At 67.0% G+C, this 19887-nt stretch carries 18 protein-coding genes; 10 read left to right on the top strand and 8 right to left on the bottom strand.

All coding sequences use genetic code 11. The annotated features are described in order from the left end of the window. The first annotated feature begins 60 nt into the window (after window positions 1-60). From M2333_RS11055 to M2333_RS11045, 3 genes are read left to right on the top strand one after another with little or no spacing between them, the layout of a single operon-like run. The gene (locus M2333_RS11055) at window positions 61-1833 is read left to right on the top strand and encodes an SLC13 family permease (protein WP_264611777.1); all 1773 of its coding nucleotides are present in this window, start codon (window positions 61-63) and stop codon (window positions 1831-1833) included. 40 nt (window positions 1834-1873) lie between these two features. Beyond that, window positions 1874-3985: a S9 family peptidase gene (locus M2333_RS11050; RefSeq protein ID WP_264611776.1), complete on the top strand. Its 2112-nt coding sequence runs from the start codon at window positions 1874-1876 to the stop codon at window positions 3983-3985. Beyond that, a complete protein-coding gene (locus tag M2333_RS11045) occupies window positions 3978-4373 on the top strand; it encodes an acyl-CoA thioesterase (RefSeq protein WP_264611775.1) in 396 nt (131 codons plus the stop codon). The genes M2333_RS11050 and M2333_RS11045 overlap by 8 nt, the downstream gene beginning before the upstream one ends. 15 nt (window positions 4374-4388) lie before the next feature. On the opposite strand, the gene M2333_RS11040 is transcribed toward M2333_RS11045, so the two are convergent. The 3 genes from M2333_RS11040 to hemC are packed head-to-tail and all read right to left on the bottom strand — an operon-like array spanning window position 4389 to window position 6945. Then, on the bottom strand, window positions 4389-5309 hold the full coding sequence (locus tag M2333_RS11040) for a hypothetical protein (RefSeq protein WP_264611774.1): 921 nt from the start codon (window positions 5307-5309) through the stop codon (window positions 4389-4391). Between the two features lie 17 nt (window positions 5310-5326). After that, window positions 5327-6010 (bottom strand): uroporphyrinogen-III synthase, encoded by a 684-nt coding sequence (locus M2333_RS11035; RefSeq protein ID WP_264611773.1) that lies wholly within the window; start codon window positions 6008-6010, stop codon window positions 5327-5329. Further along, window positions 6007-6945 carry a hydroxymethylbilane synthase gene (hemC, locus tag M2333_RS11030; protein WP_264612612.1) on the bottom strand — a complete coding sequence of 313 codons (939 nt, stop codon included), beginning with the start codon at window positions 6943-6945 and terminating at the stop codon, window positions 6007-6009. Before hemC ends, M2333_RS11035 begins: the two co-directional genes overlap by 4 nt. Before the next feature lie 52 nt (window positions 6946-6997). On the opposite strand from hemC, the gene tsaD reads away from it, so the two are divergent. From tsaD to M2333_RS11015, 3 genes are all read left to right on the top strand, one after another. After that, on the top strand, window positions 6998-8035 hold the full coding sequence (gene tsaD / locus M2333_RS11025) for a tRNA (adenosine(37)-N6)-threonylcarbamoyltransferase complex transferase subunit TsaD (RefSeq protein WP_264576601.1): 1038 nt from the start codon (window positions 6998-7000) through the stop codon (window positions 8033-8035). Beyond that, on the top strand, window positions 8032-9018 hold the full coding sequence (locus M2333_RS11020; protein WP_264611772.1) for an NAD(P)H-dependent glycerol-3-phosphate dehydrogenase: 987 nt from the start codon (window positions 8032-8034) through the stop codon (window positions 9016-9018). Before tsaD ends, M2333_RS11020 begins: the two co-directional genes overlap by 4 nt. An 85-nt stretch (window positions 9019-9103) precedes the next feature. After that, window positions 9104-10630, top strand: a complete 1527-nt coding sequence (locus tag M2333_RS11015; protein WP_264611771.1) for a lipopolysaccharide biosynthesis protein — start codon at window positions 9104-9106, stop codon at window positions 10628-10630. Between the two features lie 67 nt (window positions 10631-10697). On the opposite strand, the gene M2333_RS11010 is transcribed toward M2333_RS11015, so the two are convergent. From M2333_RS11010 to secB, 4 genes are all read right to left on the bottom strand, one after another. Further along, on the bottom strand, window positions 10698-11342 hold the full coding sequence (locus M2333_RS11010) for a DUF4136 domain-containing protein (protein WP_181558658.1): 645 nt from the start codon (window positions 11340-11342) through the stop codon (window positions 10698-10700). Window positions 11343-11481: 139 nt separating this feature from the next. Further along, entirely contained in the window at window positions 11482-12486 is a 1005-nt protein-coding gene (gene trpS / locus M2333_RS11005) for a tryptophan--tRNA ligase (RefSeq protein ID WP_264611770.1), read from the bottom strand. 88 nt (window positions 12487-12574) lie between these two features. Beyond that, a complete protein-coding gene (gene murJ, locus M2333_RS11000) occupies window positions 12575-14155 on the bottom strand; it encodes a murein biosynthesis integral membrane protein MurJ (RefSeq protein ID WP_264611769.1) in 1581 nt (526 codons plus the stop codon). 159 nt (window positions 14156-14314) lie between these two features. Beyond that, window positions 14315-14806, bottom strand: coding sequence for a protein-export chaperone SecB (secB, locus tag M2333_RS10995; RefSeq protein ID WP_181558661.1), 492 nt, complete (start codon window positions 14804-14806; stop codon window positions 14315-14317). Between the two features lie 355 nt (window positions 14807-15161). Between secB and M2333_RS10990 the strand changes: the two genes are divergently transcribed. The 4 genes from M2333_RS10990 to M2333_RS10975 all read left to right on the top strand — a co-directional run bounded on the left by M2333_RS10990 (window position 15162) and on the right by M2333_RS10975 (window position 18521). After that, the gene (locus tag M2333_RS10990; protein WP_264611768.1) at window positions 15162-15812 is read left to right on the top strand and encodes a Tim44/TimA family putative adaptor protein; all 651 of its coding nucleotides are present in this window, start codon (window positions 15162-15164) and stop codon (window positions 15810-15812) included. 99 nt (window positions 15813-15911) lie between these two features. Continuing rightward, the gene (locus tag M2333_RS10985) at window positions 15912-17111 is read left to right on the top strand and encodes a murein transglycosylase A (RefSeq protein ID WP_264612611.1); all 1200 of its coding nucleotides are present in this window, start codon (window positions 15912-15914) and stop codon (window positions 17109-17111) included. 2 nt (window positions 17112-17113) lie between these two features. Further along, complete coding sequence (locus M2333_RS10980; protein ID WP_264584238.1) at window positions 17114-17677, top strand: Smr/MutS family protein; 564 nt, start codon at window positions 17114-17116, stop codon at window positions 17675-17677. Window positions 17678-17882: 205 nt separating this feature from the next. Next, on the top strand, window positions 17883-18521 hold the full coding sequence (locus M2333_RS10975) for a PEPxxWA-CTERM sorting domain-containing protein (RefSeq protein WP_264611767.1): 639 nt from the start codon (window positions 17883-17885) through the stop codon (window positions 18519-18521). 133 nt (window positions 18522-18654) lie between these two features. On the opposite strand, the gene dapE is transcribed toward M2333_RS10975, so the two are convergent. Beyond that, window positions 18655-19809 carry a succinyl-diaminopimelate desuccinylase gene (gene dapE / locus M2333_RS10970; RefSeq protein ID WP_264611766.1) on the bottom strand — a complete coding sequence of 385 codons (1155 nt, stop codon included), beginning with the start codon at window positions 19807-19809 and terminating at the stop codon, window positions 18655-18657. Window positions 19810-19887 lie beyond the last annotated feature (78 nt).

Here is a 19887-nt window from a genome sequence, read left to right as displayed (position 1 = left end):
ACATTGCCATAGCCGACGGGGCTGCTCGACGCGGTCCGACAGGGGCGTTAGGGGAGGGTGATGTTTGAGTGGCTCTCCGCGATCATCGATGCCAACCGGGCCCTTGTCGGCCTCGTCATCCTTGTGGGACTTTTCGTGGCGTTCGTGCGGGAGCGCTATCCGGCGACGGTGATCGCCGTGCTGGGCGTCTGCGCCTTCCTCGTCACGAGCTTGCTGGACAGCGCATCGCTGCTGCGCGCCTTTGCCAATCCCGCGCCGATCACCATTGCCTCCATGTTCGTGCTCTCGGCCGCGTTGACCCGCACTGGCATTCTGGATGTGATCGGCAACTGGATCGTCGCCCGCGCCAAGGCGCATCCGATCCGTGCGATGATCGAACTGGTCGTTGGTTTGCTGGCGGCGGCTGCGTTCATGAACAACACGCCGGTCGTGGTCATCATGATCCCCATCGTGTTGCGGCTGGCCTCGGCGATCAACGTTTCCGCCAAGAAGCTGCTCATTCCTTTGTCCTACATCTCCATGCTGGCCGGAACCCTGACGCTGGTGGGCACGTCGACCAATCTTCTGGTCGATGGCGTCGCGCGCGATCTGGGCGTCGCGCCGTTCAGCGTCTTCGAGATCACGCCTGTGGGCATCATCGTTGCGGCCGCCGGCACGATCGCCCTTGCGGTGCTGGGGCGCTTCCTGCTCCCGGACGGTGACGGCGCGCCCTATCACAGCGACGCGGACCGGGTGTTCCTGAGCGAGATCCGGATCGTGCGGGATAGCGGCCTGATCGGCAAAAACCTTTCCGAAAGCGGTCTCCTCAAGCGGGTTCGACTGGTGAGCATCCAGCGGGGGAGCCAGCTGATCGAGGCCATGGACGAGCCCTTCATGGCGGGCGACCGCCTCGTGGTGCGCGCCAAGTTGGCCGATCTGATGACTCTGCGCACGAACAAGGACATCGAGCTCGGCATCGCGACGGTCGGCAACACCAAAGCCGACGCGCCGCTGGTGGTGGAGGCGATCATTTCACCCGGTCACCCGAGCATCGGTAACCGGATGGTGGAAATCCCGTTCCTCAACGTGCTGCCGGTGCGGCTGCTGGGGATTACCCGGCATCGCCATGACGCCGGGCCGACCCTGGCCGATAGCCGCGTGCGCGCTGCCGATACGGTGCTGGTCACCGGGTCAGAGGCGGCCATCAATGCGCTGCGCGAGAACCAGAACCTCATCGGGGTGGAAGAGACCGAAGGCGTGGCTTTCCGCCCGACCAAGGCCCCCATCGCGGTCGCGGCGCTGGCGGGCACCATCGTCTTTTCCGCCTTGGGTCTCGTCCCGATCATGGTCGCCGGGCTGATCGCCGTCGGCATCGTCCTCGCCGCGCGCTGCATCGATGGCGATGAAGCCTGGGGCTCGATTAATGGCGATGTGCTGGTGCTGATCTACGGCATGCTGTGCGTCGGCACGGCGCTCGATCAGGCGGGGAGCATTACCCTGCTGGTTAACGCCATGCGACCGTTGCTGGAGGGCGCCAGTCCCCTGGTGCTGCTGTTCATCGTCTATTTTGCGTCGAGTGCGCTGACCGAAGCCGTCAGCAACAATGCTGTGGCGGTGATCATGACGCCGATTGCCATCGGTCTGGCGACGACCCTCGGCACTGATCCGCGCCCCTTGCTGATCGCGGTGATGTTTGCGGCCTCGGCGAGTTTCGCGACGCCGATCAGCTATCAGACCAACACCATGGTCTATGCGGCCGGCAATTATCGCTTTGCGGATTTTCTGCGCATCGGCCTGCCGATGAACGTCGTGGTCGGGCTGACGACATGCCTCGCACTGGCGGCGCTCTATTGACGGCATTGAGCGCGGCGGTGCGAGCGCCTATCTGGCGGGGATGACCGATACGCTCCAGCCGCCCCGCGCGGCGCAACGCCCCCACCGCTCCGTCCACCACAATCGCACGCTGGACGACCCTTGGGCCTGGCTGCGCGATCCCGGCTATCCCGAGGTGACGGATCGCGACGTGCTCGACTATCTGACGGCCGAGAACACTTACTTCCAGGCGCATATGGCGGCGCGCAAGAGCCAGGTCGATGCGCTGTTCGCGGAGATGAAGGGCCGCATCAAGGAGGAGGACGGCTCCGTTCCGCAGAAGGATGGCGCCTATGTTTATTGGAGTACCTTCGAGGCGGGCGAGCAATATCGCCGCCACTGGCGCCGCAAGGTCGGCGCGGCGGAAGACGGATCGGCGGACGAACTGATCGTCGATGAGCCGGCGCTGGCGGAGGGGAAGGATTATTTCCGCCTCGGCAGCGTCGCGATTTCCAATGATGACCGCCTGCTGGCCTATGCGATCGATGACAACGGGTCGGAGCGCTACACGGTGCGCATCCGCAATCTGGAAACCGGCGAGATGCTGCCCGACGTCATTCCGGACGTGCTCTCGGCGCTGGTCTGGACCCGCGATGATCGCGCGCTCGTCTATGCCCCGGCCAACGCCCAGTGGCGCACGGATCGCGCGATGCTCCACCGGCTGGGCAGCGATGTGGCGGAGGACGTCATGCTGTATCATGAGGCGGACGAAGGGTTCCGCGTCTCTGTGGGCCTCACCTGCGCGGAAAATTGGATCGTCATCGCCACCGGCGATCATGTGACGAGCGAGGTGCGGCTGGTGCCGGCCGGCGACCCGACCGCCGCGCCGATCCTCGTTTCGGCACGCGTGCCCGAACGCGAATATGACGTGGATGAGCATGAGGGCTGGCTCTACATCCGCGCCAACGACACCCACCCCAATTACCGCCTGGCCCGCGCGCGCATCGAGACGCCGGACCAGTGGGAAGAGGTCCTGCCTGCGTCGGACGCATTTTACCTGACCGATTTCAGCCTGTTCAAGCGCTTCTACGTGACCGAAGGGCGCGAGAACGGCTTGGATCAGGTCGAGATCCGCGATTACGCCACCAACACGCCCAAGCGCCTCGATTTCCCCGAGGCGAGCTATGTCGCCGGGCTGGACGACAACCCCGAATATGACGTCGATACGCTGCGGCTGAGCTATGAATCGATGGTCACGCCAGAGACGATCTTCGACTATCACCTGGCCGACGGACATCGCGAAACCCTCAAGGTGCGGGAGATTCCGTCCGGCTTCGATCCGGCGCTGTACGCCACGCAGCGCCTCACGATCACTGCACGGGACGGCACGCCGATCCCCGTCTCCGTGCTGCACCGGCGCGACCATCCGCTCGATGGCTCGCGGCCGCTCTACCTCTATGGCTATGGCGCTTATGGCATTGCCATCGAGCCGGGCTTCGGCACCACGCGGCTCAGCCTCGTCGACCGCGGCTTCGCCTTTGCCATTGCTCATATCCGGGGTGGCGATGACCTAGGCCAGCAATGGTACAAGGACGGCAAGCTGGAGAAGCGGACCAACACGTTCAACGATTTCGTCGATGTGGCGAAGGGGCTGATCGCCCTTGGCTACACCTCGGCGGGCAAGATCGCCACGTCGGGCGGCTCGGCTGGCGGCGAACTGATGGGCGCCATCGTCAATTCCGATCCCGATGTGTGGGGCGCCGTGGTCGCGCACGTGCCGTTCGTCGATGTGCTCAACACGATGCTCGATGAGACGCTGCCGCTGACGCCGGGCGAGTGGCCGGAATGGGGCAACCCCATCGAGGATGCCGCCGCCTATGACCTGATCGCCAGCTATTCGCCCTACGACAATGTGAAGGCGCAGGCCTATCCGCCGATGCTGGTGACGGCGGGCCTCAACGATCCGCGCGTGACCTATTGGGAGCCGGCAAAATGGGTCGCGAAACTGCGCGAGCTCAAGACCGACGACAATGTGCTGCTGCTCAAGACCAATATGGAAGCCGGCCATGGCGGCAAGTCCGGCCGCTGGGAATCGCTCCGGGAAACAGCAGAGGAATTTGCCTTCATTCTCTGGCAGCTTGGCATGGAAGAAGCCGGGCAGGGCGCGGGCGGCCATGGGGGCAGCCATGGGTAAGGCATTCGAGCAGCACTTCACGGCCAGCCCCGATGACATCGACATCATGGGCCATGTGAACAATGCGGTCTGGGTGCGGTGGATGGAGCAGCTTGCCACTGCCCATTGGGAATCGCTGGCGCCACCCGACGCGCAGGAGCGCTATGTGTGGGTCGTGACACGGCACGAGATCGATTATCGCGGCAATGTGACCGAAGGCGAGACGGTGCTTGCGCGGACCTGGATCGAGGAGCCGCCGCGCGGCGCCCGGTTCGATCGGCTGATCGCCTTCACCGGTGTCGATGGCACGTCCAAGGTGAATGCGCGGACGACCTGGGCGATGATCGACAAGGAGACGGGCCGGCTGGCGCGGGTGCCCGCCGATCTCGCGACAATCTTTCTGGCTTAACGAAGCACTGCGCGGTCAGGGCTGCGGACTTGCTTCAGTCTCGGTGGGCAGCGGGGCGGGCGCCACGATGGGCGCGGCGCGCGGCTCCAAAATAGCGGCGGCTTCGATGACATCGAGCGCGCGCCGGGCTTCCTTGTAGCGGCGGGCTTGCTCCAGCCACAGCTCGGCCTCCGGCTGGGCCGGGAGCGCCGCGATTTCATCGATGGCGGCTTCCATCTGTCCGGATTCAGTGAACATCCGCGCGCGCGTGATGCGCTCGTCCAGCTCTGGGGAGGGATCGCCGGCGTGGCGGATCACGGCCAGACCCCGCAACTCCTGCATCGCCGCTGACCACCAGCCCTGATTCGGGTCGCCGCGCTGCGCGGTGCTGCGGACCTGCTCCAGCCCCTGGCGCAGCGTGGTGAGCGTCACCGGCTGCGCTGCGGCGTTGACGATGGTGGCGACGGCCTTGGGCTGCGCATCGCCGAACAGCAGGCGGAGCTGGCCCTCGATATAGCCGAGCGGCTGGCCGGCATCGAGCGCGCGCCGGGCGGCGAAGGCGATCATCATTGCCTCGGCCCGGTTGGCATGGCCAGAGGCCGCAATGGCAGCAAGCGAGATGCGGTTGAGGCGCTGCTCCAGCGTCAGCACGCGATCTTCGGGGCGTTCGGTGACGTCGGAGAGACCGCGCGACCGCGCGGCATCCGGCGCCTGCCCATTCGCCCCGCTCTCGGCGCCGTTCTGGGCGGCATTCATATCGTCTGTGAGTGCCGCCGGATCGCCGCCGGGGCCGAAGGACAGCCGATCCCAATTGGTCATGATCCAGGCCATCGCACCGAGGCCGAGCAGGAAGGCGATCAGCGAGCAGGCGACGATCAGCCGCAATCGGCTCCGGCGCGGCGGTTGCGCTCGGTCCGTCATCTCACCGACACCGTTTTCCGGTGCGTTGCCGTCCATCTGTTCTGCCCGATCCCTCAAGAGGTGCCTATACATAGCGAGGTTGCGAGGCGCAGCAAGGCGCTATCGTTCGGCTCCGGCGCGACGCTCACCCGGCGCCAGCCCGATCCGGTGGCGTTAGCCGCGGCCTGGCTGATCGCGATGAGGAAATGGTTGCGGCAGGCAGGCGGCATCAGCGCGTTGAGGCGACGCCCGGCGGCGGGCGAATGCACGGCGATGACCGAGGGCGGCATGGTCACCAGCATCTTGGTGTAGCGCCGCATGTCCCGCGCCTCCGTGCGGTAGCAGATGTGGCGCGTGATGCTGAGGTCGAGCGGGTCGAACGGGCGCGTCTCTTCCCCGCACACATGCAGAATGCGCCGGTGGCCGGCCGCGACGATCATGGGGACGGTGGACGCCGCATCGCCGCCGCCGATGATGACATTGGGGTGGCCAGCCTCGCGCACGGCGTCCGCGCTGGCGTCGCCCACCACATACACCGGCAGGTCCGGGAAGCGCGCCAGCGCGTCACCGCCGTAGCGTGCGCCATTGGCGCTGGTGACGAGCAGGGCGTCGAACGGGCCTCGCAGGAGCGGTTCTTCCTGGACCGGTACCACCTCGAAGAAGGGCAACTGCACCACCTCTAGGCCGAGCGCGGCGGCTTTGGCGGCGGACGCATCATTGCCCGGTTGTGGGCGCAGGATGAGATAGGGGCGGTTCACGGCGTGAACAGGCTCCGCAGGGCTGGGGAGGCGCCCTCGAGCAATTGCGCGGCCAGCGCGGCGGCTCCGGCCGTGTCGCCGGTGGGCAACATGATCTCGCCGGAGACCTGCTCGCTGCCGTCCTCCAGCAGGATCTGCCCGCGCAGATGAACGCCAGCACCGGCCAGCCGCGCCAGCGCTCCGATGGGCGAGTGGCAACTGCCGCCCAGTGCGAGCAGCAGCGCGCGTTCGGCCAGAACACAGGTTTGAGTCGGCGCATCGCTGATCGCGGCGAGCAGACGGCGCATCCGCTCGTCATCGGCGCGGCACTCGATGCCGACCGCACCCTGCGCGACGGCGGGCAGCATCACCTCGGCGGGCACGGTGGCGCCGACCTCTGCCATGCCAAGCCGGTTGAGCCCGGCCGCCGCGAGCAGCGTCGCGTCAATCTCCCCGGCTTCCACGCTGGCCAGGCGCCGCGCGACATTGCCGCGCAGCAGCGTCGTGCGCAGGTCTGGCCTGAGCGCGCGGAGTTGAGCGGCGCGGCGGGGCGAGGCGGTGCCGATGAGCGCGCCTTGCGGTAAGGCCTCGATGCTCGGGGCGCCGATCAGCCGGTCCTCCACCGCAGCGCGCGGCAGCATCGCGGCGATGTGGATGCTCTCCGGCCGGATCGTTTCCACATCCTTCATCGAATGCACCGCGCAGTCGATCTCGCCCGCCAGCAGCGCACGGTCCAGTTCCTTGGTCCACAGCGCCTTGCCGCCCAGTTCGGCCAGGGCGCGGTCCTGAATGCGGTCGCCGCTGGTGGTGACGACGACGATCTCCAGCGCCTCACGGGGCAGGCCGTGGGCGAGCGCAAGCGCGGCCAGCGTCATTTCTGCCTGGGCCAGGGCAAGGGGGGAGCCGCGTGTGCCGAGGCGCAGCGGGGCGGTGGGCGAGGGAAACTGCTCGGGCATGATGGCGAATGCCGATAGACCCTGCGCGCGCACGTCTCTAGAGGAAAGTGCCATGCCCATCATCCTCGGTCTGGAATCAAGCTGCGACGAAACGGCGGCTGCGCTGGTCGCCAGCGATCGCACGATCCTTGCCCACCGTCTCGCGGGGCAGGAAGCCGCGCACGGTCCTTATGGCGGCGTCGTGCCGGAAATCGCGGCGCGCGCGCATGTCGAGGCGCTGATCCCGCTGGTCGAAGCGGCGTTGGCCGATGCCAAGCTCAGCCTCGCCGATGTCGATGCCATTGCCGCAACGGCAGGGCCGGGGCTGATCGGCGGGGTGATGGTCGGCCTTGTCACCGGAAAGGCGCTGGCTCATGCGGCCGGCAAGCCGCTGATCGCCGTCAATCATCTGGAGGGACACGCGCTGTCCCCACGGCTGGCCGATCCTTCGCTGGAATTCCCCTATCTGCTGCTGCTGGTCTCGGGCGGGCATTGCCAGTTGCTCGAGGTGCGCGGCGTGGGCGATTACCGCCGGCTTGCCACAACCATCGATGATGCCGCGGGCGAGGCGTTCGACAAGACCGCCAAGCTGCTCGGCCTCGGCATCCCCGGCGGGCCGAAGGTGGAGGCGCTGGCGGCGCAGGGCGATCCGCGCACAGTGCCGCTGCCGCGTCCGCTGGTGGGCAGCGGCGAGCCGCATTTCTCCTTCGCCGGCCTTAAGAGCGCCGTGATGCGCGCAGTCGAGAGCGGGCAGTGGGCGGATGCCGACATCGCGGCGAGCTTCCAGCAGGCAGTGATCGATTGTCTGGTCGATCGCACCAAGCGCGCTCTGGAAGCCATGACGGGCCGGCCGACGGCGCTGGTCGTCGCGGGCGGTGTCGCTGCCAATGCGGGTGTGCGCGGCGCGCTGGAGGGGCTAGCCGCTCAGCACGAGTTGCGATTCGTGGCGCCGCCGCTCTGGCTGTGCACGGACAATGCCGCGATGATCGGCTGGGCGGGGGCGGAACGGTTCGCGCTCGGCCTTGTGGACGATCTCGCCGTGGCGGCGCGGCCGCGCTGGCCGCTGGACCCGAGCGCCGAGACGGTGCGCGGCGCGGGGGTGAAGGCATGAACGCCGCAGGGCCGATCGGTGTACTCGGTGGTGGCGCCTGGGGCACGGCGCTGGCGCAGGTGCTGGCTGAAGGCGGCAGCGATGTGCTGCTCTGGGCGCGCAATAGCGACGTGGTGGAGGCGATCAATACGCGCCGCCAGAATGAGACCTATCTGCCCGGCCAGCCCCTCTCGCCGCGCATTCGGGCGACGCAGGCGCCGGGCGATCTCGCCGGCGCCGGGGCGTTGCTGGTGGTGACGCCCTCCCAATCAATGCGCGCCGTCCTCTCCCAGTTCGCGCCGCAGGGCCAGTCGCTGATTCTCTGCTCGAAAGGAATCGAGGCCGGGTCGCACTTGCTGATGCATGAAGTCGCCCGCGAGGTGATGCCCGGCTCGCCGGTGGCGGTGCTCTCGGGCCCGACCTTCGCGCATGAGGTCGCCGCCGGCCTGCCGACGGCTGTCACGCTCGCTGCTGAGGAAGAAGCGCTGGCGCGGCTGCTGGCCGATGTGATCGCGCGACCGACCTTCCGGCCCTATGTCTCCGACGATGTGGTGGGCGCCGAGATCGGCGGCGCGGTCAAGAATGTCCTCGCCATTGCCTGCGGCGTGGTCGAGGGTGCGGGACTGGGGCAGAATGCCCGTGCGGCCCTGATTGCGCGCGGTTTTGCCGAAATGACCCGCTTCGGCCTCGCGCGGGGCGGGCGGCCGGAGACGATGGCCGGCCTGTCGGGCTTGGGCGATCTGGTGCTGACCTGTTCCTCGACCCGGTCCCGCAATTATGCGCTGGGCTATGGGCTGGGGCAGGGGCAATCCCCCGATGCACTGCTGGCCCATCGCCATACGGTGGCCGAAGGCGCCTCGACGGCACCGGTGCTGCACGAAGCGGCGCGCGCACAGGGCATCGACATGCCCGTGACCGAAGCCGTTTGTGCGCTTCTTTCCGGCGCGTCGCGCGTTGACGATGTGATCGCCGCGCTGCTGGCTCGGCCGTTACGCGCCGAATGAGGGACCAAGAGACTTTGCGCACATCGATCGCAACGCCTATGGCTGGCTGGCGCGGCGCAACGGCCCGCGCCGGGGAGCGCCTTGCATGACCATAGCGCGTGGGGAGGCCGAGCAGGCCGAACGCGATGACATCTCGGCGCTGGCGCGGGGCGGCAGGGCCAATGTGCTGGGCTTCGTTCTGCGGCTGGCGGCGCGCATTCCCTTCCTGTTCATTGCCGGGCGGCTCTATGGCGCGGCGACGCTCGGGCGCTTCGCTTATGCCGTGCTGGTCATCGAATTTGCGGCCCAACTCGCCACCATGGGGCTCAAGCGCGGCCTCGCCGAGCAATTGGCGAAGGACAGCCGCCCGCAGGCCCATGTCGTTGCCGATGCCATGTGGCTGTGCATCCTCGTCAGCGCTGTGGCGGCGGGCCTGCTCATCGTCTTTCCTGAGGCGATGTTCCCCAATAGCGGCCTCAACGGGCTGGACCGGCTGCTGCCGCTGATCGTCATCGCCATTGCGACGACCGAGGTGGCGCTGGCAGCCTGTGCCTATCAATACAACATCGCCGCGACGGTGCGCGCGCGCGCGATTGTCGAGCCGTGGACGATCAGCATCGCGGCGCTGGCGCTCTATTTCTATTCGCCGCGCGACGGGCTGATCCTGGCTTATGTCGCCTCGATGGCGGCCGCGACGCTGGCGGCATTCTGGCCGCTGATGCGCCATTATGGCCTGCCGCGCGGCTGGCGACCGCATCCCGGGCGGATCTGGCATCTGGCCATGCGCAATCTGCCTCTGGCCGGTGCGGACGCCATCGAATGGGGTACGCGGCGTCTCGATCTCGCGATTCTGGGCCTGTTCGCGTCCCCGGCGATCGTCGGCATCTATTATGTCGCGCAGCAGGTCGCCTCCCTGCCGCAGAAGCTGAAGACCAGCTTCGAGCCGATTCTTGGCCCGGTGATCACCCGCAACATCGCGCTCGGCAATCATGAGGCGATTGGGCGCCAGGTGAGCCAGGTCGGCTTCTGGATCGTCGCGGCGCAGCTTGGGGTCGCCGTGGCGCTGGCGATGCCGGGCGAGGCGGTGATGGGGCTGGTCGGGCCGACCTTCGTCATCGGTGCCGCTGCGCTTGGCGGTCTGCTGGCGGCGGAAGTGCTGGCGAGCCCGGCGGTGGTGAGCGAGGCGGCGCTGGTGTACCTCGCCCGCCTGCGCAACCTCTACCTCTCGCTGGCCACCGTGGGCCTGCAGGCGATGCTGACGGTGGGCCTGCTCATCGTGGCGCGCCGTTATGAGTTGGCGGACGGCTATGTCGCCGCGATGCCGGCGGTGGCGCTGGCGATTGCCCTTGGCTGCGGCGCCATCGCCAAATCCCGGTTGCTCAGTGGTCTGCTGGGGATGCGCCTGCCGATCTGGCGGTCGAGCCTTGTGCTCTGCGGTGTCGTAGCCGGGCTTGTCGGGTTCGGCTTCACGCTGCTCCCGCGCCGGCTCGAATGGATCGAGCTGGTGGTTGGCCTGCCGCTCACGCTGGCTGTCTATTGCGTGCTGATGTGGAAGGTCGCATTCGGCGAGGCCGACCGCACACTGTTCCGCAAGCAGAAGCTCGGTGCCAGCGGGGACGACACGCCCGCCTGACGAGCCCCAAGAAAAAGGCCGGCGCCCATTGGGAGGGCACCGGCCTGTTCGATAATCTGCCGAAAGCTTACTTCTTCGGTTCGGGCGCCACGGTCACGCGGACCTCTTCGCCATTCTGCCCCGGGAAGCCCGTGAACAGCGCGTCGATGAGGTTCGGCACCAGATAGGTCAGCTTGTTGCTGAGCGACTGGGCGCGGGCGGTGCCCTCGAACAGCGGCTCGCCGCCGACCCGGTTGATCCGCATGTGCAGATCGCTCTGGTAGACCATGTAGCTCTCAATATCCGTATAGCCCGGTCCCCACATGAAGGGATCGTTCCAGCCCATCACATAGCGGCCGCGCCATCCACGATAGTAGCCGGGATAATAGAAGGGATCGTAGAAGGGCGAGCGGGCAAAGCCGGTCGAGCGGACGCGCTGCGTGCCGCGATCCACCCCATAGTCCAGTTCGACGACGAGTTGCGCGCTCGCCGGATCGGCCGCACGGGTATAGCCCTGATCGACCAGACGCTGGGCGACCAGATCCGCATAATGCTGGAATTCAAGGCTGCCGGCGAGATCCTGTTCGCCGGGCATGATCGTGAAGCTTTGGCCCTGCGCGGGCGGAAGCTGCTGGAAGCGGGCCACATCCGCCTTGAAGGGCGAGGCGCAGCCTGCGAGGCCAAGCGCAAGGAGCGAGGCCGCTGCAGTGACGAGGAGACGCTTGCTGTTCATAAGACGGTTCCGTTTCTCGGGCGAGTACACCCTCTAGGACGTAGTGTACGCCTTGATACCTTAGGTCAAATGAACTGGCGTTGAATGCGGTTCCTGCAATCGGTGTGTCGTGTGTCGAAACGGCGCAGCGGCCTTCGGCTCAGCGCATCAATCCCATCGCCTCATAGGCGCCGCGCAGGGTGGGCTCGGCTGCCTTGGCGGCCGCTGCGGCACCCTTTTCCAATATGGCATCGAGCGCGGCATGATCTTCCTGCAACGCAATGAACCGCTCCCGGATCGGCGCGAGGTGCGTCACCAGAAGATCGGCCAGTGCCGGCTTGAAGGCGCCGAAGCCCTGCCCGGCGAACTGTGCGCACACCGCATCGGGCGTGATACCCGAAAGGGTGGCGTAGATGCCGACCAGATTGAGCGCCTCGGCCCGCCCGGCCAGACCAGCCGCCTCGGCGGGCAGCGGCTCGGCGTCCGTCTTGGCCTTGCGCACCTTCTGCACGATGGTGTCGCTGTCGTCCGTCAGGTTGATCCGGCTCATGTCGCTGGGGTCGGATTTGGACATCTTCGCCGTGCCATCGCGCAGGCTCATGATCCGCGCTGTCTCCTTGGGGATGATCGGATCGGGCAGGGTGAACAGCTCCACGCCGAAATCGGCGTTGAACTTGACCGCAATGTCGCGGGTCAGCTCCAGATGCTGCTTCTGGTCCTCGCCTACGGGCACGTGGGTGGCCTGATACAGCAGCACGTCGGCGGCCTGCAGAACCGGGTAGACGAACAGGCCGACGCTGGCGCCCTCGCGATTCTTGCCGGCCTTGTCCTTGAACTGGGTCATGCGGTTCAGCCAGCCGATCCGCGCCGTGCCGTTCAGCAACCAGCACAGCTCGGCATGAGCCGGCACCCGCGCCTGATTGAACAGCACCGAGCGATCCGGGTCGATGCCGCACGCGACCAGCGCGGCGGCCATGTCCCGCACATTGGCCAGCCTTTGCTCGCGCGTCTCGTGGACGGTGATCGAGTGCATGTCCGCCAGGAAGAAGAAGCAGTGCGACTCCGCATCCATCTCATCCTGCATCCGCACCCAGTTGCGGATCGCGCCCAGATAATTGCCCAGATGGAGATTACCGGTCGGCTGGATGCCGGAGAGCACGCGCATGAGGAAAGTCCTGCTTTATAAGAAGAGCTCCGCTCTGTCGTCCGTGAGGCGTGGCGTCAAGCCGGGCGAACAATCGGGAGGGCGCGCCTCAGCGCGGCCTGCGCCGCAACTGCGCCTTTAGCTCGGCGATGCGATAGGCGCCAAAGCCGATGGCGGCGATGGCGTAGACCAGCCCGCCGCCACCGCAGAGCAGGCCAAGCGCAATGAGGCGGCGCCAGAAGCCGGCGGCCATATGTGCGTCGAGAAGCTGGTTGCCCGCCCAGAGTGCGGCGCCCATCAGCAAGCCGGCCGCGACGATGCGCAGCGCCTTGGCGCGGAAGCGCGCGTCGAGGGTGAGGTGCTCCTTGCGGCTGAGCGTCCAGTAGAGCAGCGCGACGTTCACCCAGGCCGAGAGGGCCGTGGAAGCGGCAATGCCGGCGGCACCGAACCGCCAGATCAGCGTGAGATTGCCCACCAGATTGACCAGCATGGCGATGAAGGCGATGCGCACGGGCGTTTTCGTGTCGGCGCGGGCGTAGAAGCCGGGGGTCAACACCTTGATGAGCACATAGGCCGGCACGCCCGGTGCGAAGGCGGCGAGCACGGCCGCCGCGCCCAGCGTGTCGTCCGCCGTGAAGGCGCCATGCTGGAAGACGCCGCGGATGATTGGCACGGCCGAGACGAACAGGGCGATCGCGGCGGGCAAGGCGAGGAACAGCGCCAGCTCCAGCGCGCGGTTCTGCGTCTCATTGGCCGCGCGGGTGTCGCCGGCGCCGATCTGGCGGGAGATGAGCGGCAGCATCGCCGTGCCGACGCCGATGCCGATCAGGCCAAGCGGAAGCTGGTTCAACCGGTCGGCATAATAAATCCAGCTCACCGACCCTTGCGGCAGGAAGCGCGCTGCAAGCGAGGTGGAAATGAGCAGGTTGATCTGTATGGCGCCTTGGCCGATGGCGGCCGGTGCGATCAGCAGCAGCATCGTCTTCACCTGTGGCGAGAGGCGCGGGGCCGACAGCTTCAGGGCTACGCCGATCCGGCGGCAGGACCAGATCAGCCAGAGCAATTGCATCGCGCCGGAAACCGTGACGGCAATCGCCTGAGTGACGGCCGTTTGGATCTCTGTGTCGCCCCGGAAGAACAGCAGCGCCCCGATCATGCACAGGTTGAGCAGGGTGGGCGCTGCGGCATTGACCCAGAAGCGGTTGAAGCTGTTGAGGATGCCGCCGAGCAGCGAGGTGAGCGAGATCAGCCCGAGATAGGGGAAGGTAATGATGGTGAGATGGCGCGCGAGCGCGAACTTCTCCGGTCCGCCATCCGGGAAGCCGCCGGTCATCGCCCACACGACCGGTCCGGCGGCGAGCATCATGACGATGGTGAGCGCGACGAGGATGGGGAAGAGGACCGAGAGCACCTGACCGGCAAAGCGAATCGCTGCCGCGCGTCCGGCCTCCGGATCATCGGCGCCCTCCTTGCCCATGATGCGGTTGAACATCGGCACGAAAGCGGCGGAGAAAGCGCCTTCCGCGAACAGGGCGCGGAACAGGTTGGGCAGGCGCCAGGCGATCAGGAAGGCGTCCGACGCGAAGCCGGCGCCGACATAGCGCGCCATCAGCATGTCCCGCACCATGCCGAGGACGCGGCTGACGAGGGTGAGGGCGCCGATGGTGCCGGTGGAGCGCAGCAGGCTCATGGCTGTTCCGACAGTGGCGACGTCGACGATATTCGGGCCGGGCGAAACGGTACCGCCCGGCAGCGCTGGGGAGCGGCCGGGCGGCGAAGGGTTGCAGTCAGGCGAGGAAAGGCAAGGCGCATGGGCATGACCCTTCCTCTATGCCGGACTGGCGGATGATCAGGCGTGGCCGGCGGGCTCGCCCTGCGCAGCGGCCTCGATCTGGGCCTGCTGCTGGACGTAAAGGGCGCCGAAATCGATGGGATCGAGCATGAGCGGCGGGAAACCGCCATCCTGCACCGCATCGGCCAGCACGCGGCGGGCGAAGGGGAAGAGCAGGCGCGGCGCCTCGGCGTAGAGAAACGGGCGCATCTGGTCCTCGGGCACGTTGCGGATGCCGAAGAGACCGGCGAACACCAGTTCGACCGCGAAGGCGGTGCCCTGCTCGGCCACGGCCTTGGCGCTCACCTTCAGCGCGACTTCGTACACATCATCGGCAATCTGGTTGTTGCTGATGTTGAAGTTGATGTCGATCTGCGGCTGCTCCTGCCACTGGTAGACGGCCGGCGCGTTCGGGTTCTCGAACGAGAGATCCTTCACATATTGCGCGATCAGGCCGATCTGGGGCTGGGTGTCGGCGCCATTGGCGACGGTGTCGGTCGTGTCGGTCATGCGTGAATCCTGTTCCTCGATGGTCGCTGCCATGCCGCCGGCGCAGGACCGCCGCGACCTAGAAGCTGGAAATTCGCCGGACACCGAGCGTGCCGGGCGAAACCGCGCTCCTTGTCCATGGGCGCGCCGCTTAGCAGGCACGCAAGGCGGGGGCAATGGGGGTGGCGCTTCCCGGGTGCGCGGAACGCTCGCGTGGCCGACGAAAATCGGGGTGAGGAGGCCGGGCGGCTGCGTTGGGGGCTTTTTTACCGAATGTCGGTATCGTTCCGGCGGTCTGGCGCGTTGTCCGTTTGAAGTTTTGCGCGAACGTGCCTATGTCTTGCGGGTTATGTTTTGAAGGAAGGGTGTTGACCTCGTGACCGTCATCGTCGTGCTGGCCATGATCTTCGCACTGCTGGCGTTGCGGCTTTACTCTGTGCTCGGCAAGCGCACGGGTCATGAGCAGCGGCAGCTTCCCACGCCGGCCGACGATCGTCCGGCCGCGCCCATGCCGTCCTCCGGGCAGGTCGACAATCGCACGCCCGCGCAGCGCGCGGCCGACAATGCAGTGGCAGTGCCGGCCCAGCCCGGGCTGCGCGCGATCATCGCGACCGACCGCAACTTCGATGTCGCGCAGTTTCTGGGCGGCGCCAAGGCGGCCTATGGCATGATCCTCGAAGCCTATTGGAAGGGCGACCGCGAGACGCTGCGCACCTATTGCGCGGACGATGTGTATGACGCGTTCAGCGCCGCCATCGACCAGCGCGAGGCCGATGGTCTGACCATGGACAACAAGCTCGTCCGCATCGAGGACGCGCGGATCGACGCTGCGCGCGTCGAAAGCGGCACCGCGTTCATCGCGATCCACTTCGAAGCCGATCTGTCCGCTGTCACGCGCGACCGGGACGGCAATGTTGTGGGCGGATCGCTGGATGACGCCATCTCCACGGCGGAAACCTGGACGTTCAGCCGCAATCTCTCCAGCCGCGATCCCAATTGGGAGCTGGTGGAGACGGACGAAGGCTGAGCGGCGCGCAGGCGGATCGCCGTGCCGGCTCGCTTTCAGACCCGTTTCAAGCAGCTTTCCGCTCTGGCAAGCGCGCTGGCTCTGGCGGCGTGCGGCAGCATGATCCCGCCGGGTGGGCCTGGTCAGCGACCCGTCCCCTCCCGGCCTTCTTCGCCCGCCACGCCGCCCCAACCGGCAACACCTCGTCCGCCGCTTACCCCGGCCCCTGCGCCTACCCCTGCGCCCGATCAGGCTGAACTGGCGCCCGCCGTGGCCGCCGGCCTGACGCCGGGGCCAGCGATCGACACGGTCCTGCCGGCTGCATCCGAGCGGATGGGGCAAGCCTTGCGAGCCTTCCGCCTCTCCTGCCCCTCGCTGCTGCGTCGGCGCGACCAGAGCGGCCTCACCGGCAATGCCGACTGGCAGACGGCCTGCGCGGCCGCAGCAAGCTGGAGCGAGGCAAACGCGCGGGAATTCTTCCGGCGCTATTTCGAAACCGTGCAGGTCGGTGACGGCAAGGCATTCGCGACCGGCTATTATGAGCCGGAAATCGCCGGCTGCCGCACGCGCGCCACCGGTTGCGAGACGCCGATCTATCGCAAGCCGGACGATTTGATCGAGGTCGATCTCGGCCTGTTCAGCGAGAGCCTCAAGGGTCGGCGCATCAGGGGCAAGGTGCAGGGCTCCAGCTTCGTGCCCTATGATGACCGGGCGGCAATCACCGCAGGCGTGCTGGACGGGCGTGGCCTGGAACTGGCCTATGCCGTCGATCCGGTCGAGTTGTTCTTCCTCGAGGTGCAGGGCAGCGGGCGGTTGCGCCTGCCCGATGGCGGGATCATGCGCATCGGCTATGCCGGGCAGAATGGGCGCGATTATACCGGCATCGGCCGGCTGATGCGGGACCGGGGGCTGATCCAGATCGGCTCGATGCAGGACATCATGAGCTGGCTGCGCGCCAATCCGGCGCAGGGCCAATCGATCATGAACGAGAATAAAAGCTACGTCTTCTTCCAAGAGCTGACCGGTCCCGGGCCGCTTGGTGCGCTGGGCGTGCCGGTGACGGCGGAGGTGAGCGTCGCGGCCGATCCGACCTTCGTGCCGCTCGGCGCGCCGGTGCTGCTGTCGCTCGACCGGGCCGAGCCCAACGGGCTCTGGATCGCACAGGATACCGGCGGCGCCATCAAGGGCAGCAACCGTTTTGATACCTTCTGGGGTGCCGGTGAGCGCGCTCGCGGCATCGCCGGCGGTATGTCGGCCCGTGGGAGCGCGCTGCTGCTGCTGCCGATCGGCACCTATGCCCGCCTGACCGCTGGCCGCTGAGCGTGGCCCGGCGGGTTCTCACGCCCGATGAGCGCGCGCTCTGGGGCAAGCTAACCCGTACGGTGACACCCCTGCGGCGGGTCCGTCCGCTTCCGCCGGTGGAGCCGGTCTCGGCAGCGGCTTTTGCTGCGGCGCTGGATGCGCCCAAGCCGGTGAAGGGCCGAATTCCACCGAGTCGTCCTATGGCGCCGCCGCCATCCCCGCCGCCGCCCGTCGCCGTGCCCGTGCTGGACGGCAGCTGGGAGAAGCGCATTCGTTCCGGGCGGATTATTCCCGATCATGCCATCGATCTGCACGGCCTCAATCTGGCAGCAGCGCATATCCGGCTGGAACGGGCCATCGGCGATGCCCTCGCGCAGGGCTGGCGGGTGCTGCTGGTGGTGACCGGCAAGCCGCGGCCCGCCCCGGCGCCCGGCGAAACCCGGCGACGTGGCGCGATTCGCGCGGAAATCGGTGATTGGCTGGCGAGGAGCGCCCATGCCCACCGCATTGCCAGTGTGCGCCAGGCCCACCCGCGCCATGGCGGCGATGGCGCTCTCTACGTGATTTTGCGCCGCAGCAATTAGGCAGCGCTGCGTGGCCCGGGATAGCCATGCGCACGAGGATGTCCGCACTGGCATGTCGCCCGCTGGCAGGCAGGAAACCGCCATTTGCGTTCGTTCATGTTCGCGCTCCGAAATGAGACAGAAATTTACCGCGTTTCTGCGAAATCCCATTGGACGGAGGGTTAAGAATCGATTAACAATTGCCCCTCTTATGTGGGAGTTGAACATGAACATGAACCTCTTTGCCAAGGCGTCTGCGATCGCCCTCGGCCTTGCCGCGGTTACCCCGGCGCAGGCCGTGACCTTCCTGTACTTCCCCGGCACGTCCGCACCGACGGCAGGCTACAATGTGATCAACCAGTTCGACACGACGGCTGGCATCACCGGCTCGAACTTCCAGATCAACACGCCGCCGTCCAACTCGACCGGCGCGCCGCCGGCCTATGCGACGTTCGGTTCGTCTTCCTATCTGTCGGTTCTCGCCAACGGTTCCGCGACGATCAACTTCGGCGCCGCCAGCGCCGTGGAGTTCGACTGGGGTTCGATCGACGCCTACAACACGCTGACCGTTCTGCTGGACGGTGGCTCCAGCTTCGTGATCACGCCGGGCGGCAACTTCACCAACGACGCCGACGGCAACCAGATCCTGGCGAACACCAACGGTCTGTTCCAGATTTTCGCTGAGGGTAACGAGAAGATCGTTGGCCTGACGCTGCAATCGAGCCGCAACTCGTTCGAGATCGACAATCTCGCGACCGTTCCGGTTCCGGAGCCCGCCACCTGGGCGATGATGATCGCCGGCCTCGGCCTGGTCGGTGGCGTGATGCGTCGCCGCGCTGGCGCCACGAGCGTCACCTTCGCCTGATTTTCGATCAGTCGACAGATTTGGGAAGCGCCGTCGGTTGGGAGACCGGCGGCGTTTTCTTTTGGTTTTGGGATCGGCGGTTTAGCAGGTGAGGCGCAAGGCTGCCTGAGCGGTTCGCCCTAGTGTCGCCGCGTCAACCGAGCGTTCGGGCCGCGCTCAGGATCCGCTTGTAGATGCGCGTGAGGCTTTCGATGTCGGCCAGCGACACCGCCTCATCCAGCTTGTGCATCGTCGCATTCAGCAGACCGAACTCCACGACCGGGCAAAGCGCCGAGAGGAACCGGGCATCCGAGGTGCCGCCGCTGGTGGACAGTTCCGGTGTGACGCCGGTTTCGGCGGCGATCGCCTCGCTGATCAGGCTTGAAAACGGACCCGGCTGGGTGAGGAACGACTCGCCGCTGATCATGGCGCGCAGCGTGCCGCCTTCGGCCTCCACCAGGGTGCGGATTCGGGCAACGAGATCCTCACCGCGATGCAGATCGTTGAAGCGGATCGAGATGCGGGCCGTGGCCTTTGCGGGAATGACATTGGTTGCTGGATTGCCGACATGCAGGTCGGTGATCTCGATATTACTGGGCTGGAACCAGTCGGTGCCCTGATCCAGTTCGATCGCCTCGATGGCGGACAAGATGCGCACCAGCGGCGAAATCGGGTTTTTCGCCAGATGCGGATAGGCGACATGGCCCTGCATGCCCTCGACGCTGATCCACATGTTCACCGAGCCGCGCCGGCCGATCTTGATCATGTCGCCAAGGCGCTGGACCGAGGTCGGCTCGCCCACGAGGCAGACATCCGGCGTCACGCCGCGCTCGGCCATATGGCGCATCAGCGCGCGGGTGCCGTGGACGGCGTCGCCCTCCTCATCCCCGGTGATGAGCAGGCTGATCGTGCCGGGCAGCGGGGCGCCCTCGGCATCGGCCCGCGCGATGGCCGCGACGAACACCGCGATGGAACTCTTCATGTCCACAGCGCCGCGCCCGTAGAGCAGTTCGCCGCGCCGCTCGGGCCGGAAGGCGTCGCTCGTCCACCCCTCGCCGGGGGGCACCACGTCCAGATGGCCGGCAAAGGCGACATGCGGGCCATCGCCCGTCCGGCGGACTGCCAATAGATTTTCGACCGGCCCGTGCGGCGGCTCGCCATCGATGAAGCGCTCGACGGTGAAGCCGAGCGGGGTGAGCATGGCTTCCAGCGCATCGAACACCGCGCCGCTCGCCGGTGTGACGGACGGGCAGGCAATCAGCGCTTCGGCAAGCGCGACAGGATCGGTGAGGGACGGGGCGGTGCTCATGGCGCCTGCGTTAGCCAAGCTTGCGCGCCAAGGGAAGCGAGGTCCGCGCCCCGCGCTCCCTCTGGCGGTGATGGGGCC

The organism is Sphingobium sp. B11D3B, assembly GCF_025961735.1.
Taxonomy (GTDB): domain Bacteria; phylum Pseudomonadota; class Alphaproteobacteria; order Sphingomonadales; family Sphingomonadaceae; genus Sphingobium.
This window is presented reverse-complemented; position numbering and strand designations above follow the sequence as displayed.

Excerpts from the sequence above, each read along its gene's own strand:
- M2333_RS11055 (WP_264611777.1), top strand. The coding sequence starts at position 61 with ATGTTTGAGTGGCTCTCCGCGATCATCGATGCCAACCGGGCCCTTGTC.
- M2333_RS11050 (WP_264611776.1), top strand. The coding sequence starts at position 1,874 with ATGACCGATACGCTCCAGCCGCCCCGCGCGGCGCAACGCCCCCACCGC.
- M2333_RS11045 (WP_264611775.1), top strand. The coding sequence starts at position 3,978 with ATGGGTAAGGCATTCGAGCAGCACTTCACGGCCAGCCCCGATGACATC.
- M2333_RS11040 (WP_264611774.1), bottom strand. The coding sequence starts at position 5,309 with ATGGACGGCAACGCACCGGAAAACGGTGTCGGTGAGATGACGGACCGA.
- hemC (WP_264612612.1), bottom strand. The coding sequence starts at position 6,945 with ATGCCCGAGCAGTTTCCCTCGCCCACCGCCCCGCTGCGCCTCGGCACA.
- tsaD (WP_264576601.1), top strand. The coding sequence starts at position 6,998 with ATGCCCATCATCCTCGGTCTGGAATCAAGCTGCGACGAAACGGCGGCT.
- M2333_RS11020 (WP_264611772.1), top strand. The coding sequence starts at position 8,032 with ATGAACGCCGCAGGGCCGATCGGTGTACTCGGTGGTGGCGCCTGGGGC.
- M2333_RS11015 (WP_264611771.1), top strand. The coding sequence starts at position 9,104 with ATGACCATAGCGCGTGGGGAGGCCGAGCAGGCCGAACGCGATGACATC.
- M2333_RS11010 (WP_181558658.1), bottom strand. The coding sequence starts at position 11,342 with ATGAACAGCAAGCGTCTCCTCGTCACTGCAGCGGCCTCGCTCCTTGCG.
- trpS (WP_264611770.1), bottom strand. The coding sequence starts at position 12,486 with ATGCGCGTGCTCTCCGGCATCCAGCCGACCGGTAATCTCCATCTGGGC.
- murJ (WP_264611769.1), bottom strand. The coding sequence starts at position 14,155 with ATGAGCCTGCTGCGCTCCACCGGCACCATCGGCGCCCTCACCCTCGTC.
- secB (WP_181558661.1), bottom strand. The coding sequence starts at position 14,806 with ATGACCGACACGACCGACACCGTCGCCAATGGCGCCGACACCCAGCCC.
- M2333_RS10985 (WP_264612611.1), top strand. The coding sequence starts at position 15,912 with ATGATCCCGCCGGGTGGGCCTGGTCAGCGACCCGTCCCCTCCCGGCCT.
- M2333_RS10975 (WP_264611767.1), top strand. The coding sequence starts at position 17,883 with ATGAACATGAACCTCTTTGCCAAGGCGTCTGCGATCGCCCTCGGCCTT.
- dapE (WP_264611766.1), bottom strand. The coding sequence starts at position 19,809 with ATGAGCACCGCCCCGTCCCTCACCGATCCTGTCGCGCTTGCCGAAGCG.